The following is a 14,235-nucleotide window of genomic DNA, read 5'->3' on the forward strand; positions in this document are numbered from 1 at the left end:
TATTCTAATTAGAATATTGAGCTATTTTTGTTAAACGATAACTAACATTGGTAAAATCATTGGTTTACGTTCAGTTTGTTCATATAAGAATTTTTGTAAGTCATCAACGATTGCATCATTAATCATGGCTTCTGTAATTTTATCATTTTTTAATAAGCGACTCATGACACGGAATAAGCGACGACGACCTTGATTAATTAATTCTCCTGATTCGCGCATATAGACAAATCCACGAGATAATAAATCTGGTCCTGCTTGAATTTCATGTTTTTTCATGTCAATCGTTGCAACGACAACAACAAGGCCTTCTTCAGAAAGGACTTGTCGATCATTTAGGACAGCGCTACCGATATCACCAATTCCTGAACCATCGACATAAATATCATCAGCTTCAAAATGACCAGCAATTCGAGCAGAATCACTAGTTAGAGCTAAGACATCACCATTTTCCATAATAAAGCTATTCTCTCTTGGAACGCCAATTTGTTCAGCTAATCCAGTATGAATTTTAAGCATTCTATATTCACCATGGACAGGGACGAAATACTTAGGTTTCATCAAACTGAGCATTAATTTTTGTTCTTCTTGGCCACCATGACCAGAAGTATGAATATTATTTACTTTACCATGGACAACAGTTGCTCCAGCTTCTGAAAGTTCATTAATAACGTGGTTTACACTGATTGTGTTACCAGGAATTGGAGAACTTGAGAAAACAACAGTATCACCAGGTTGAATAGAAACCTGACGATGAGTCCCATTAGCGATACGGCTAAGAGCTGCCATTGGTTCACCTTGTGATCCCGTACATAAAATTAAAATTTCATTTGCGGGTAATGAATTAATATCACGTGCATCAATTAAGGCATCATCTGGAATATTTAAGTATCCTAATTCACGTCCGTTAACAATTGCTGCCTCCATACTACGTCCAAAGACAGCGATTTTACGGCCTTTGGCAACAGCAGCTTCAGCAGCTTGTTGTACTCGGGAAATATTTGAAGCAAAAGTAGCAAAGATAATGCGGCCTTCACCTTTTTCAAAAATTCGTCGAATTGATTTACCAACGAATCTTTCTGATTTTGTAAAATTAGGAATTTCTGCATTTGTACTATCAGATAGTAGACAAAGTACACCATCAGCACCAAGTTGAGCCATTCTTTGAAGGTTGGGCGGCTGATTAGTAACAGGTGTTAGATCAAATTTGTAGTCCCCAGTGACTACAATGTTACCAGATGGCGTTTTGATTGCGACACCTAAAGTATCAGGAATTGAATGAGTTGTTCTAAAGAACGACACACTCGTTTTTCTGAATTTAAGAACAGTATCTTCTTCAATTTCATGCATTTCTGTTGTGGCAAGTAACCCGTGTTCTTCTAATTTTCCTTTGATTAATGCTGAAGCCAATGGTCCAGCATAAATTGGGACATTAATTTGTTTTAATAAATAGGGAATACCACCAATATGATCTTCATGACCATGGGTGATAACTAATGCTTTAATTTTTTGTTGATTGGCAACTAAGTATTGAAAATCAGGAATAACGTAATCAATTCCTAATAACTCATCTTCCGGAAACTTGATTCCTGCATCGACGACGATAATTTCATCTTGAAACTGGATGCCGTACATATTTTTACCAATTTCACCTAATCCGCCGACTGCAAAAACACCAGTCTCGTTATTTTTAACATTTATCTTTTTCATTCAGAAAACTCCGTCATTTTAAATGTAGGGTTTTCCTTTTCATATGCTAAAGCTTTATCTGATAATGTTTCAATGAATTCAATGTTATGTGTTGTTTGGTGACCAACAATACTTTGAGCTTCAATTTCAGAACTTGCTTCAAGGAAAAGTGATTTTGTTTCTTCTCTTTGTGGATTTCTATCTTGTGTTTCTTGATAATAAACTTTAAAAATCATTTGTAAAACTCCTTTAAATTAAATTGATATCATTTTGGTTAAAATGATTTGAAATGGAAATTAGAAACCGAACTGGGGGTTGTCTGCACAACATATAATTTATATTTTATCATATATTATTATTTAAGTATAGAATAGACCGATTTGAATAGACTTATAAAGGATAAAATTTAACAGACATGTTATAATTATGAAAAGTTATCGTATAAGGAAGAGTGGTGTTTTATAAATGTGGTTGGTAGTTAAAATAGTGACTGTAGTGGTTTTAATGATCATCATAATTTTAAATTATAACCGTCTGAAAAGAAATAGACAGATTACTATTCTTAAAAATAAAAGCAAACTTATTACAGATAATGCGGTTGAATTTGCTTTAAATAGACTACATGGTAATGAATATGGTATTAATTCTGAAATACTAAGGGTTACAGAAATTGTTTCAAAGGTTTGGGGTAAGAGGGTCATGGTATTTGAGTATCAATTTCAGATGAAGTCTCCTTCAGAAGAGAATATCGGGAAAATAAGAAACATTTTTTTCAATTTATTTGAAGAATTTGAAATGATGAACCTGGTTAAAAAAAGTGTCGAAGCAAAATCGGCATTTGAAGTAACAGATCTTTGGTATTTAGACGGTATTTTACATTTAGAGGTAGCACATTTGGTTAATGTTGAGACAATTATGTATACTAAAGATTTAAAAAAGGTATAGTTCAAACAGTATGTTTAAAGTGAAATAAAAAGAGTTTCTTCAATAAATTAATTATTGGAGAAACTCTTTAGTTATTTATTCAAGCATAATAGCATCGTTCGGTATAGCAAATGGTTTGTCAGTATTAATATGATCAAAGAATAATATACCATTTAAATGATCAATTTCATGTTGGACTACAATTGCTTCATAATTTTTCAAGCGGATTTTATGTTGTGTACCTTCGATATCAAAGTAACGAAGTGTAATCCGATCAGCTCTTGGCACATATCCAGGGACATCTCTATCAACTGATAAGCAACCTTCACCTTCTGAAAGTGCAGCAACTTGAACTGACTGACTTAAAATAGTAGGATTAATTAACACTTGTTTAAGTGTGGGCTCTTCACCTTCTGGGCCAGGGATTAAGACAGCAGTCATTCGTTTAGAAATTGCTAATTGCGGAGCTGCTAAGCCAACACCTGCGCGTAGATGATATTTTTCAGCTATTTCTTCATTTTGACTATTCTCTAAAAATTCCATTAAATCATGTGCGAGTTGTTTATCATCATCTGAAAGCGGAAAAGTCATTTCGCTTGAACGATTTCGTAAAATTGGATTACCTTCACGAATGATATTTTTCATTGTTATTTTAATCAAAATAGTACCTCCAAATTAATATTCTACGGTACATTGTAGCATAAAATAATCATATCTGTAGGCCATTTGAAAATTAATAGTTATGTTTCATTTCTTTTAGTTTTTAATGGATTGCTGTAAAATGAAACATAGTAATTACTTTCAAGTATATTGAAAGTATTAGTTGAAAATTAATTCAATAATTAAATAAAGTAAAAATAAAGGGAGTTTAACACACTAAATTATGAATAATAAAATTGATTACCCATTAGAAGCACATTGGACTACTGAAGAAATTATCTCTGTCAGTGAATTCTATAAAGCAATAGAATTAGCAAATTCTACAGGTATTGATCGAGAAGAATTGCTTTATAATTATCGTGAGTTTAAAAAAATTGTTCCTTCCAAAATGGAGGAAAAACAAATAGGCAGATCGTACGAAGATGAATCAGGTTTTAGTATTTATCGTACAATGAAATTTGCAAGAGAGAGTACAAGGGACGTTATTAAAATTAACCAATAGGGAGGTTATGATTTGAATATTGATGAGGTTAATTATCAGGTTAAAAGTTGGCTGACAGAGGCACGTGAAAATATTATTCATGCATTTGGAAATCCATTGTCTGTTGAAACAAAAAGTAGTCGAGTTGATCTTGTAACTAATATGGATAAACAGACTGAAAAATTTTTAGTAAACAAAATTCGTACCTTTGATCCGAAAGCCAAAATTTTAGGTGAAGAAGGTTTTGGGGATGATGTAACAAATTTAGATGGTACTGTTTGGATTGTTGATCCAATTGATGGCACAATGAATTTTGTCAAACAGAAAGATCATTTCGCGATTATGATTGGTATTTATGAAAACGGTATTGGAAAATTGGGATTCATTATGGATGTAATGAATAATGTTTTATATTCTGGTGGGCCAGATAGGGGCGTCTTTGCCAACGATAAAAAACTTGAAAAGCCTGAAAATATAGCACTTAAGGATGGCTTGCTAGGTTGTAGCTCACCTATGTTAATGATGGACTATAAGCATTTACAATCAATTGTTCAACATAGTTCAGGTGCTAGGGTTTATGGAAGTGCCGGTATTGAGTTTGTTCACATATTACGTGGACAAGAAATTGGTTATGTTTCTCACTTAAAACCATGGGATTTTGCAGCCGGTAAAATATTGGCGGAAACTCTTGGTATCACCGTGAAAACAATTGACGGGTTAGAGCTCGATATGTTACAATCAGCAGATGTATTAATAGCAACGGAAAACGCACAAGAGGACATTTTAAAACTACTAAATAGTTTTTAGTAGAATCGCGTTGTGGCTGTGACTAACAAGTCGCAGTTTTTTTATGCGATTTATTTATGAAAAAGTATGAAAACTTTTAGTAAGTGTGTTAATTGTCTGCTATAATAGTGAACTGTAGTTATTATTCGTAAAAATATTAAGGCTCCAACGAAAGGAAGAACAAACTTGAAAACAAGAGATGACATTCGTAACATTGCGATTATCGCCCATGTCGATCACGGTAAGACGACATTAGTTAATGAATTATTAAAACAATCAGATACATTGGATGGCCATTCAGAAATTAGTGACCGTGCCATGGATACAAATGATATTGAAAAAGAACGTGGTATTACAATTTTATCAAAAAATACTGCTGTTAGAGTTGGCGACAAACAAATTAACATTTTAGATACACCTGGACATGCCGATTTCGGTGGTGAAGTAGAACGTATCATGAAAATGGTTGATGGTGTTTTACTTGTCGTTGATGCTTTTGAAGGAACAATGCCTCAAACACGTTTTGTTTTGAAAAAAGCTTTAGAACAACAATTAGTACCAATCGTTGTTATTAACAAAATTGATCGTATGGGTGCTCGTCCACAAGAAGTTGTTGATGAAGTTCTTGATTTGTTTATTGAATTAGGTGCTGATGAAGCACAACTTGATTTCCCTGTTATTTATGCTAGTGCATACAATGGTACATCAAGTATGGATCCAGATATCGAAACTCAAAAACATTCTATGGATGACGTTTTTGAAACAATTATAAATACAATTCCTGCACCAGTTGATAACAGTGACGAACCATTACAATTCCAAGTTTCAATGTTGGATTATAATGAATATGTTGGTCGTGTTGGTATTGGTCGTGTGTTCCGTGGAAAAATTGCTGTTGGTGATCAAGTTTCTGTTATTAAACTTGACGGCTCAGTTCAAAACTTCCGTGTTTCAAAACTTTTTGGTTTCTTCGGTTTAGATCGTGTTGAAATTAATGAAGCTAAAGCCGGTGATTTAATTGCAGTTTCAGGGATGGATGACATCTTCGTTGGTGAAACTGTAACACCAAGTGATCATCAAGAAGCATTACCATTAATGCGTATTGATCCACCTACACTACAAATGACATTCAGAACGAATGATTCACCATTTGTTGGACAAGATGGTAAAAACATTACTGCTCGAAAGATGGAAGATCGTCTTAAATTACAATTGCATACTGATGTTTCATTGAAAATTGAAGATACAGATTCTCCAGATGCTTGGGTTGTTTCAGGTCGTGGAGAATTACATTTATCAATCTTAATTGAAACTTTACGTCGCGAAGACTATGAAATTCAAGTTTCACGTCCAGAAGTTATCTACCGTGAATTCGAAGGCAAGATGCAAGAACCATTTGAAAGCGTCCAAATCGATACACCTGATGAATATTCTGGTGGTGTTATTGATACAATGGCTCAACGTAAGGGTGAAATGATTAACATGGAGACCGGTAATAACGGCCAAACTCGTTTAACTTTCTCAGCTCCTACTCGTGGTTTAATTGGATATGATTCACAATTCCTTTCAATGACTCGTGGATACGGTATCTTAAATCATACTTTCTCTGAATACAAACCAGTTATCCGTAACTGGGAACCTGGTCGTCGTAATGGCGCATTAGTTTCTATTAATTCAGGAAAAGCTACAACATATTCAATTATGAGTATTGAAGAACGTGGAACAATTTATGTAACACCTACTACTGATATTTATGAAGGAATGGTTGTTGGACAAAGTAGCCGTGAACGTGATATTTCTGTAAATATTACTAAAGGAAAAGCTATGAGTAATGTTCGTTCTTCTAATAAAGATCAAACAGCCTCAATCAAGAAACCAACTATTCTTACTCTTGAAGAATCATTGGAATTCTTGAACACGGATGAATTATTAGAAATCACACCAAATAATTTACGCTTACGTAAACGTATCTTAGATACAAATATGCGTGAAAAAGCTCAAAAACAACATAAAACAGATTCAAAAAAAGGTTAATTTAAAAAGAGTTGAAAATGATTAAGTTCATTTTCAACTCTTTTTTTTAATCATGATAAATAGTAATATGGTATACTATTAGGAGTCACGAGAGAATAAAATCGATGAAAAACAACATTTCTAAAGAAAATGTGATGGTCACTTTGCAAGAAAATGTAGATAAAATAAATAAATTTATCTGGAAACAGCGAAATACATTTTACTAGCTTGGTTATGTTACATTTTAAGAAGTAGTTGATACTTAATTGTTCGTTTTTCTCGTGAAGTAGATTTTGTGTTGGAGTGTGCTCTGTTTGAAGAAAAAACTGAAAAGAAGCAGATAAAGAATCTTGAAGTAACTTCGAATAGACACTTTAGTACTAAATTTGAAAAAATGAAGAAATAAGTTGGATTAAAAATGCAAATTTTAAAAAGAATAACACAAAAATTACAATATCTTGATTATTTTATTTTTATACCGTATATCATATTATCCGGAATTGGTGTGGTCATGGTTTATTCTGCTAGTTCATATAAGGTTCAAATGGCGGGTGGCGATCCAACGACATATTTAAAAAAACAATTGCTTTTTGCCATTTTAGGATTGCTAGTTGCTTTCCTTATATATTCAATGAAGGTTAATTTTTTTAAAAGTTCTGGATTTATAATATTATTTGGTGCAGTGTCCATTCTGCTACTTTTATACGTAGTACTTAGCGGTAAAACAGTTAATGGTGCAGCAGGATGGATTAACTTTGGCTCTTTTAACATTCAGCCCGCAGAAATCAGCAAGATTTTTTTAGTCTTGTTTATGGCGCAACAAGTTGCATTCCGTGAAAATAAAGAATTAAGTTATGAGGGTAGAAATAAACGTCGTTTTATCTATGCGATTGCAGTAGCCTTACCACTCATTTTAATTTTGGTTGAACCAGATGTGGGTGGGTTTATTATTAATTTTAGTGCAGTATTAATCATTATTTTGGCTAGTGGGTATTCAATTGGAATAACTTCTTTAATTTCTGTTGGTGGCATGGGTACTTTAATGATATTATTATCAAAATTAAAATCTGTTTCTCCAGATTCTGGTGGTCCATTAGCATATATGGCTAAAAGATTTAGTGGATTCAATGATCCGTTTAAATATCAGCAATCAACTGGACAACAGCTGGTAAATTCATATTATGCATTAAGTAATGGTGGTATTTTTGGTGCAGGACTAGGAAATAGCATCCAAAAACGAGGCTATCTACCAGAACCGTATACTGATTTTATATTAGCAATTACAGGTGAAGAACTTGGATTATTGATGGTATTTTTTATTTTAATATTACTTTTCAGTATGATTGGACGAATTATCTTTATTGGTTCTAAAAGTAAAGAAACTTTCCATTCACTTTGTTGTTATGGAATTGCGACGTTTATGACAGTGCAGACTGTATTTAATGTTGGTGGTATATCAGGTGTTTTACCAATAACAGGTGTAACATTTCCATTTCTTAGTTATGGCGGATCAAGTATGCTTATCTTGAGTTTCTGTGTAGGCTTAGTTTTAAATATATCAGCTTTAAGAAAAAAGGAATTACTAAATAATAAATAAAAAGGGGGTCATAATCAAATGCTTGACGAAGAAAATGGGACTAAGTTAGTTATACAAAAAAGACAAGGTGTCATTGTGTTTTTATACCATATGAAGCAAATTAAGCAGTTGAAACGATTCGGTATTATTCAATATATTTCAAAAAAAATGAAATATGTTGTCATTTATATGAATCAAGAAGACCTACCCGAGACGATTAAGAAAATTCAAAATTTAAAATTTGTTAAAAAGACAGAAGTATCGCATCGCCCTGATATTGATATGGACTTTGGGTCTCGAATGGGTGAAAAAGCATTTAAATTAACAGATGAAGATCAAGAAAAATTTAAAAATAAAAGTGAGTAAAGTATATGAGAATAATTTCAGGTGAATATGGCGGAAGAAAATTAAAAGCAGTTCCGGGTATGGCAACAAGACCTACAACGGATAAAGTTAAGGAATCAGTGTTTAATATTATTGGTCCTTATTTTGATGGCGGTAAATCGTTAGATTTATTTGCAGGTAGCGGAGGGTTAAGTATCGAAGCTGTTTCTAGAGGAATCTCGCATGCTTTTCTAATTGATAGACAGTATCAAGCAATTAAAACAATTAATGATAATATTGCTATCACAAAGGAAGAAGATAAGTTTACGGTCTATAAGCAAGATGCCGATAAAGCAATTGGACTATTAAAAGGTAAAGAAACATTTGATCTTGTTTTTTTAGACCCACCTTATAAGACCCAAGAAATAATTGATACGATAAAAAAAATAGATAGCAGCGAGTTGTTAAATAATCAAGCTTTAATTATTTGTGAAACAGATCAATATGCTAACTTACCTGATGATATTTCTGGATTCAGGCTATTTAGGAGACAAAATTATGGAATTACACAGGTAACGATTTATCAAAAGGAGAACTAAAATGAATGCAGTTTTTCCGGGAAGTTTCGATCCATTAACTAATGGACACTTAGATATTATTGTTCGATCAAGCCAAATTTTTGATAAAGTTATTGTCGCAGTTATGACTAATACTAAAAAGAAGTCATTGTTTACAGCTGATGAAAAGGTAGATTTGATTAGTGAAGCTACCTTTTCATTAGCAAATGTAGAAGTAGTTAGTGTTGAATCAGATTTAACGATTAACTTAATGCACCAATTAGATGCTAAAATAATTATTCGTAGTGTTAGAAATAATAGGGATTTTGAATATGAAAAAGATATTGCATTGATGAACAAAGAGTTAGATGAAACAGTGGAAACTGTATTGATGCTTGCTAATCCTAAATACGCACATATTTCCTCAAGTTTAATGAAAGAAATATTTAAATTTGATGGAGATATTTCAAATATGGTACCTAATCATATAAAAGTAGCTATGATTAAAAAATGTCATGAAGTAATTAGTAAGGAAGATTAACTTAAATAAAATGAATCATCATTAAAATACGTGATAATGATTTAAGGAAAAAAACGAATTTCATTTTAAATGAAATTCGTTTTTTTGCGTATTTAAATATAAGAGGGAGGTGGATAAGATGGATCAAATAAAAAAAATTTGAATTGAATATCGAAAAATTATCATTATTTGTGTGGTATCTGTAATAGCATTGACCATTTTTTCAATAGTTACACAACATAAAAGTAGCAAAACAGATGATATGTTAGTTAATAGTATTACTAGTACGTCGTCTAGCTCGGAAAAAAATATATCAAGCCATTTAGAAACCTCAAATGGTGGGAAAATCGTTGTGGATATCAAAGGAAATATAAAAAAACCAGGTATATACACAATGAAAACAGGAATGAGAATTAGTCAGGTAATCGATTTAGCTGAGGGATTTTTATCTAACGCTGATCAGAAACAGATTAATTTAGCTCAAAAAGTAACAGATGAGATGGTTATATATGTTCCGGCAAAAGGGGAAGTAAAAGAAAATAAAGTAGCAGCTACTACTGCCCAAGGATCTTCTGTTATGGATGCAGGGTCTACTACAGGAACTCAGGATAAATCGAATGATGAATCAACGGTTAATTTAAACACCGCAACGAAAGAACAACTGCAAGGGTTGACTGGAATTGGACCAAAAAAAGCAGAACAAATTTTACAATATAGAGAAGAACATCAATCGTTTAAAACTACGGATGAATTAAAAGAAGTTGGCGGCATCGGTGATAAAACATATGAAAGTCTAAAGGACTCATTAGCGGTCTAACTTTTTTTAAAGATTTATTTTTGATATACTATAAAAAAATGAAAGAAGGAAATACCTAAATGCCTGATAATAGAATTCCTTGGGATCAATATTTTATGACGCAAGCTGCATTACTATCATTAAGAAGTACATGTGAAAGATTATCTGTTGGTGCGATACTTGTTAGAGATAAACGGATTATTGCAGGCGGATATAACGGCGCTGTTTCAGGGGATGTACATTGTATAGATGAAGGTTGCTACCTTGTAGACGGACATTGTGTACGAACGATTCATGCAGAAATGAATGCAGTTTTACAGTGTGCAAAGTTTGGCTCAGCGACAGATAATTCAGAAATTTATGTGACAGATTTTCCTTGTTTACAGTGTACAAAAATGCTACTTCAATCCGGCGTGAAAAAAATATATTATTTACGTAATTATCATAATGATGATTATGCCATATCACTATTAGAAAGAAATAATGTTATTTTTGAGCAAGTAAAAGTTGATAAAAATTATATTGAAGAAATTGTTCTGAATAAAATATTTTCAGAATAAAATCAGTTGAAGCAGTTGATCTATTTTTTGCGACGTTAGTTATTGGAATAACAAGTTTATATGTTGTAAATTACAATCCTATTTGGATTATTTTCGCTATCGTTATTTTTATACGAATTATTACGTTAAAACGTTCGATAACTTTTTATATTTGTTGTGTCTGTATTTTAATTTTTGGTATTTATTTTTACAGTAATGCGAAGGAAAGCCAGAAGCAAGTTGTAGTTGAAAAAGAGGTACAAAATGTTAATGTGAAAATTTACCCTGATGATTATTCAATCAATGGTGATTTGGTTAGTTTTGATGGACAAATAATTTCTAATTCACAAAAAATTCGAGGATTTTATAACTGTAAGTCACAAAATGAACTCAATAAGATTAAACATAATAAACACACTAAAATTATAAACGTTGATGCTAAGCTACAAAAAATTAAATCAGCGACAAATGAAAACGAGTTTGATTATCAAAGTTTTATGCGAACTAAATCAATTTACAATAGTATGACTATTATAAAAGTTAATAATAGTGAAAAAAATGTCATGAATTTATCGCTTGAATCCGTGATAAGTAAGTTACATGAATTACGAGCAGAATTAAAAAGTTATTTTAATTCTTTATCCAATCCGTTAGATAAATTTTTGAATGCTTTGGTAATTGGTGATAAGACTCAGGAATTCAATCAGGATTTAGCCTCTATAAGACAATTAGGATTAATTCATTTATTCTGTTTATCGGGTTTACATGTATATTATTTTGTGATGTTAATAAGAACGTTAGGAAATAGACTATTAATCCCACGTGAGACAGTAGCCAAAGGATTACTTTTTTTACTTCCATGCTATTTAGTTATTGCAGGGGAATCTAGTAGTTTACGACGTGCAATTTTTATGTGTATGGTTCAACTTATTTGTGAACTAATTGATAAACCTGTCCAAGGGATTACGGTTTGGTGTTTCGCTTTGTTAATAGGATTGGTGATTGAACCACAAGTACTGTTCACATTTGGCGGTCAGTTGAGCTATCTAATGTCATTACTACTAATCTTTATGGAGAATAAAGGTACTTTTGAATCAGGTATTTGGCTAAACTTATTTAGTTTGCCATTTATTTTTTTCAACGTTTATCAGTGGAATGTTCTATCAATTGTACTTAGTATTTTTATTATTCCTATTTTTGAATTCTTAATCCTACCAATTGTAATTTTTGGAGGAATGGTTGGGATTCATTTTAAGGTTGTTATGGATGGGATAAATACTGTATTAAAAACGTTTATTTATTTTTTTGATGAACTAGCACGTTTACCATTAACGATAACGTTTGGTAAACCCAGTTTAAATATGTGCATGCTATTTTTCATGTGCACCTTAACATGTTTTTTACATCCTTCGTGTATTAAAAGATGGGCAATATTAGTTAGTTTCTATGTTATGGTATTTCTATGGATCCATTTTCCAATTCGGCAAGAAGTCGTTTTTTTTGACATTGGTCAAGGGGATTCAACATTGATAAGAAAGCCGTTTAATAGGCAAATTACATTAGTAGATACAGGCGGTAAAGTTCATTTTAAGATGGATAGCTGGCGAACTAGAAAGGAGTATCAAACTTCTGGTGAAAAAATTATTACTAATTATTTATTAAGCAAAGGAATCAGTCATATAGACTATTTATATTTGACGCATCAAGATGCAGATCATATAGGTAATTTTCCGTCTATATTAACCAAAATAGACGTCGATAGAATGATTGTTCCATCTGGAATGGAACAACTGCCACAATTCATTAAAAAAATAGAATCTACTCGACCGCCTAAAATGGTGATACCTATGACAGATAATAGTAAAAAACAGGATGCTGAATTGATGATTCTACATCCTTTTAATCAAGGTATAGGAAAAAACGAAGATTCTCTTGTTTTATTTGGAACAATCGGGAAATATAGCTATCTTATTACTGGCGATTTGGACCGAGCTGGTGAAAAAAAGGTTATTCAAAAATATCCCAATTTACAAATATCAATTCTTAAAACAGGTCATCATGGCAGTAAAACTGCGACTGATCCAATATTTATTGATCAAATAAAACCGAAGTTAGCGGTGATTTCTGCTGGTAAGAATAATAGATATGGCCACCCACATCAAGAAACATTAGATACTTTGAAAAAATATCGAATACCGTTTGTTAGTACAGCAGAGCATGGTATGATAAGAATCAGCAAGTTTCAAAATTATAAAGAAAAATTAGAAGTTTTTAACAATGAAAAGAGCTGATAAATATGAATTCACAGGCAATAATTTCAACGTTATCTCTTGAAAATGTGAAGCCAGTAAATCTTGTCTTAGGTAATGAGACTTATTTAATGGAAGATGTAAAAAAAGCATTTACTGAGTTGATACCTGAAGAAGAGAGAACGATGAATTTAGGTAAATATGATATGGAGGAGGTTCCGTTGGCTAAAGCATTAGATGATGCGATGTCTGTTCCTTTTTTTGGTGATAAGCGCTTAATTTTTATTCAAAATCCTTTTTTTCTAACGTCAGACACTAAAAAAAGAAAAATTGAACACGATATTGATGGTCTTTTATCTTATTTAGCTCATCCGGAACCAACAAGTATTGTAGTTATATTTGCGCCTTATAAAGAATTAGATGGTCGTAAAAAGATTAGTAAGATGCTTAAAAAATTTAGTCTAGTTATTGATAATCAACCGTTAAATGAGCGTGCAACGCGACAGTTTATAGCCCAAGAGATGGCTAACAAATCATTTGAAATAGATGAAAACGCTTTGGAATTATTTCTAGAAAGAACCAATACAGAATTATCAACAATCATGAATGAATTGCCAAAGTTATTTTTGTATAATTTTGAAACCCACCGAATTACATTATCATCTGTTGAAAATTTAGTTTCTAAAACTTTAGAACAAAATATATTTGATTTAGTAGATGTTGTTATTTCAAATAATATTGAAAAATCAGTAACGTTGTATCATGATTTAATTTTACAAAATGAAGAGCCAATTAAGATAAATGCAATATTATTGGGACAATTTAGATTATTATTACAAGTGAAAATTTTGCAAGATAAAGGTTACTCACAAGGAGATTTAGCTAGTGTTTTAAAAGTGCATCCTTATCGAATTAAGTTGGCACTTCAAAAGATAAAGAAATTTAATAGAAGTGATTTGAGGAAAATTTATTTAGCGTTAATTGATTTAGAAAAAGCAATGAAGACGACACAACAAGATCAAGAAGGATTATTCTCATTATTTATGCTTCAAATTAATCGTATAGATGTATAAAATAAAAAATACCCAGTAGATTATTAATCTACTGGGTATTTTTCTGAAAAC

At 31.9% G+C, this 14,235-nt stretch carries 15 protein-coding genes; 12 read left to right on the plus strand and 3 right to left on the minus strand.

Features of this window, described 5'->3' with window-relative positions; genetic code table 11:
- Positions 1-30 precede the first annotated feature (30 nt).
- Both rnjA and AC1RPG_RS05865 read right to left on the minus strand, forming a co-directional pair.
- A complete protein-coding gene (rnjA, locus tag AC1RPG_RS05860) occupies positions 31-1,707 on the minus strand; it encodes a ribonuclease J1 (RefSeq protein WP_409022391.1) in 1,677 nt (558 codons plus the stop codon).
- Positions 1,704-1,922, minus strand: a complete 219-nt coding sequence (locus tag AC1RPG_RS05865; protein WP_409022392.1) for a DNA-directed RNA polymerase subunit epsilon — start codon at positions 1,920-1,922, stop codon at positions 1,704-1,706. The genes rnjA and AC1RPG_RS05865 overlap by 4 nt, the downstream gene beginning before the upstream one ends.
- A gap of 229 nt (positions 1,923-2,151) precedes the next feature.
- Here AC1RPG_RS05865 and AC1RPG_RS05870 point away from each other — a divergent pair, with 229 nt between their 5' ends.
- On the plus strand, positions 2,152-2,631 hold the full coding sequence (locus AC1RPG_RS05870) for a hypothetical protein (protein WP_409022393.1): 480 nt from the start codon (positions 2,152-2,154) through the stop codon (positions 2,629-2,631).
- Positions 2,632-2,706: 75 nt separating this feature from the next.
- On the opposite strand, the gene def is transcribed toward AC1RPG_RS05870, so the two are convergent.
- Complete coding sequence (gene def, locus AC1RPG_RS05875) at positions 2,707-3,255, minus strand: peptide deformylase (RefSeq protein WP_409022787.1); 549 nt, start codon at positions 3,253-3,255, stop codon at positions 2,707-2,709.
- Positions 3,256-3,493: 238 nt separating this feature from the next.
- On the opposite strand from def, the gene AC1RPG_RS05880 reads away from it, so the two are divergent.
- The 11 genes from AC1RPG_RS05880 (at position 3,494) to holA (ending at position 14,184) form a co-directional block, all read left to right on the plus strand.
- Complete coding sequence (locus AC1RPG_RS05880) at positions 3,494-3,772, plus strand: UPF0223 family protein (RefSeq protein WP_481761700.1); 279 nt, start codon at positions 3,494-3,496, stop codon at positions 3,770-3,772.
- A 12-nt stretch (positions 3,773-3,784) separates the two neighbouring features.
- Positions 3,785-4,558, plus strand: coding sequence for an inositol monophosphatase family protein (locus AC1RPG_RS05885; protein ID WP_481761701.1), 774 nt, complete (start codon positions 3,785-3,787; stop codon positions 4,556-4,558).
- Positions 4,559-4,723: 165 nt separating this feature from the next.
- Positions 4,724-6,571: a translational GTPase TypA gene (gene typA, locus AC1RPG_RS05890; protein ID WP_481761702.1), complete on the plus strand. Its 1,848-nt coding sequence runs from the start codon at positions 4,724-4,726 to the stop codon at positions 6,569-6,571.
- 397 nt (positions 6,572-6,968) lie between these two features.
- Positions 6,969-8,147 carry an FtsW/RodA/SpoVE family cell cycle protein gene (locus AC1RPG_RS05895; protein WP_481761703.1) on the plus strand — a complete coding sequence of 393 codons (1,179 nt, stop codon included), beginning with the start codon at positions 6,969-6,971 and terminating at the stop codon, positions 8,145-8,147.
- Positions 8,148-8,165: 18 nt separating this feature from the next.
- Complete coding sequence (locus tag AC1RPG_RS05900; RefSeq protein WP_481761704.1) at positions 8,166-8,492, plus strand: YlbG family protein; 327 nt, start codon at positions 8,166-8,168, stop codon at positions 8,490-8,492.
- A 5-nt stretch (positions 8,493-8,497) separates the two neighbouring features.
- Positions 8,498-9,049, plus strand: coding sequence for a 16S rRNA (guanine(966)-N(2))-methyltransferase RsmD (rsmD, locus tag AC1RPG_RS05905; RefSeq protein ID WP_481761705.1), 552 nt, complete (start codon positions 8,498-8,500; stop codon positions 9,047-9,049).
- A 1-nt stretch (position 9,050) separates the two neighbouring features.
- On the plus strand, positions 9,051-9,548 hold the full coding sequence (coaD, locus tag AC1RPG_RS05910; protein WP_481761706.1) for a pantetheine-phosphate adenylyltransferase: 498 nt from the start codon (positions 9,051-9,053) through the stop codon (positions 9,546-9,548).
- A gap of 241 nt (positions 9,549-9,789) precedes the next feature.
- Positions 9,790-10,344 (plus strand): helix-hairpin-helix domain-containing protein, encoded by a 555-nt coding sequence (locus tag AC1RPG_RS05915; protein ID WP_481762189.1) that lies wholly within the window; start codon positions 9,790-9,792, stop codon positions 10,342-10,344.
- Between the two features lie 59 nt (positions 10,345-10,403).
- Positions 10,404-10,883, plus strand: a complete 480-nt coding sequence (locus AC1RPG_RS05920; RefSeq protein ID WP_409022402.1) for a ComE operon protein 2 — start codon at positions 10,404-10,406, stop codon at positions 10,881-10,883.
- A gap of 251 nt (positions 10,884-11,134) precedes the next feature.
- On the plus strand, positions 11,135-13,153 hold the full coding sequence (locus AC1RPG_RS05925; RefSeq protein WP_481761708.1) for a DNA internalization-related competence protein ComEC/Rec2: 2,019 nt from the start codon (positions 11,135-11,137) through the stop codon (positions 13,151-13,153).
- A 5-nt stretch (positions 13,154-13,158) separates the two neighbouring features.
- Positions 13,159-14,184 carry a DNA polymerase III subunit delta gene (gene holA, locus AC1RPG_RS05930; protein ID WP_481761709.1) on the plus strand — a complete coding sequence of 342 codons (1,026 nt, stop codon included), beginning with the start codon at positions 13,159-13,161 and terminating at the stop codon, positions 14,182-14,184.
- The last annotated feature ends 51 nt before the right edge of the window (positions 14,185-14,235 follow it).

The sequence above is a fragment of the Dellaglioa sp. CoH-57-MRSF-18 genome (assembly GCF_056781995.1).

What these genes read in the sequence shown, in the direction of transcription:
- rnjA (WP_409022391.1), bottom strand. Translation starts at nt 1,707, where the DNA reads ATGAAAAAGATAAATGTTAAAAATAACGAGACTGGTGTTTTTGCAGTC.
- AC1RPG_RS05865 (WP_409022392.1), bottom strand. Translation starts at nt 1,922, where the DNA reads ATGATTTTTAAAGTTTATTATCAAGAAACACAAGATAGAAATCCACAA.
- AC1RPG_RS05870 (WP_409022393.1), top strand. Translation starts at nt 2,152, where the DNA reads ATGTGGTTGGTAGTTAAAATAGTGACTGTAGTGGTTTTAATGATCATC.
- def (WP_409022787.1), bottom strand. Translation starts at nt 3,255, where the DNA reads ATGAAAAATATCATTCGTGAAGGTAATCCAATTTTACGAAATCGTTCA.
- AC1RPG_RS05880 (WP_481761700.1), top strand. Translation starts at nt 3,494, where the DNA reads ATGAATAATAAAATTGATTACCCATTAGAAGCACATTGGACTACTGAA.
- AC1RPG_RS05895 (WP_481761703.1), top strand. Translation starts at nt 6,969, where the DNA reads ATGCAAATTTTAAAAAGAATAACACAAAAATTACAATATCTTGATTAT.
- AC1RPG_RS05900 (WP_481761704.1), top strand. Translation starts at nt 8,166, where the DNA reads ATGCTTGACGAAGAAAATGGGACTAAGTTAGTTATACAAAAAAGACAA.
- rsmD (WP_481761705.1), top strand. Translation starts at nt 8,498, where the DNA reads ATGAGAATAATTTCAGGTGAATATGGCGGAAGAAAATTAAAAGCAGTT.
- coaD (WP_481761706.1), top strand. Translation starts at nt 9,051, where the DNA reads ATGAATGCAGTTTTTCCGGGAAGTTTCGATCCATTAACTAATGGACAC.
- AC1RPG_RS05915 (WP_481762189.1), top strand. Translation starts at nt 9,790, where the DNA reads ATGTTAGTTAATAGTATTACTAGTACGTCGTCTAGCTCGGAAAAAAAT.
- AC1RPG_RS05920 (WP_409022402.1), top strand. Translation starts at nt 10,404, where the DNA reads ATGCCTGATAATAGAATTCCTTGGGATCAATATTTTATGACGCAAGCT.
- holA (WP_481761709.1), top strand. Translation starts at nt 13,159, where the DNA reads ATGAATTCACAGGCAATAATTTCAACGTTATCTCTTGAAAATGTGAAG.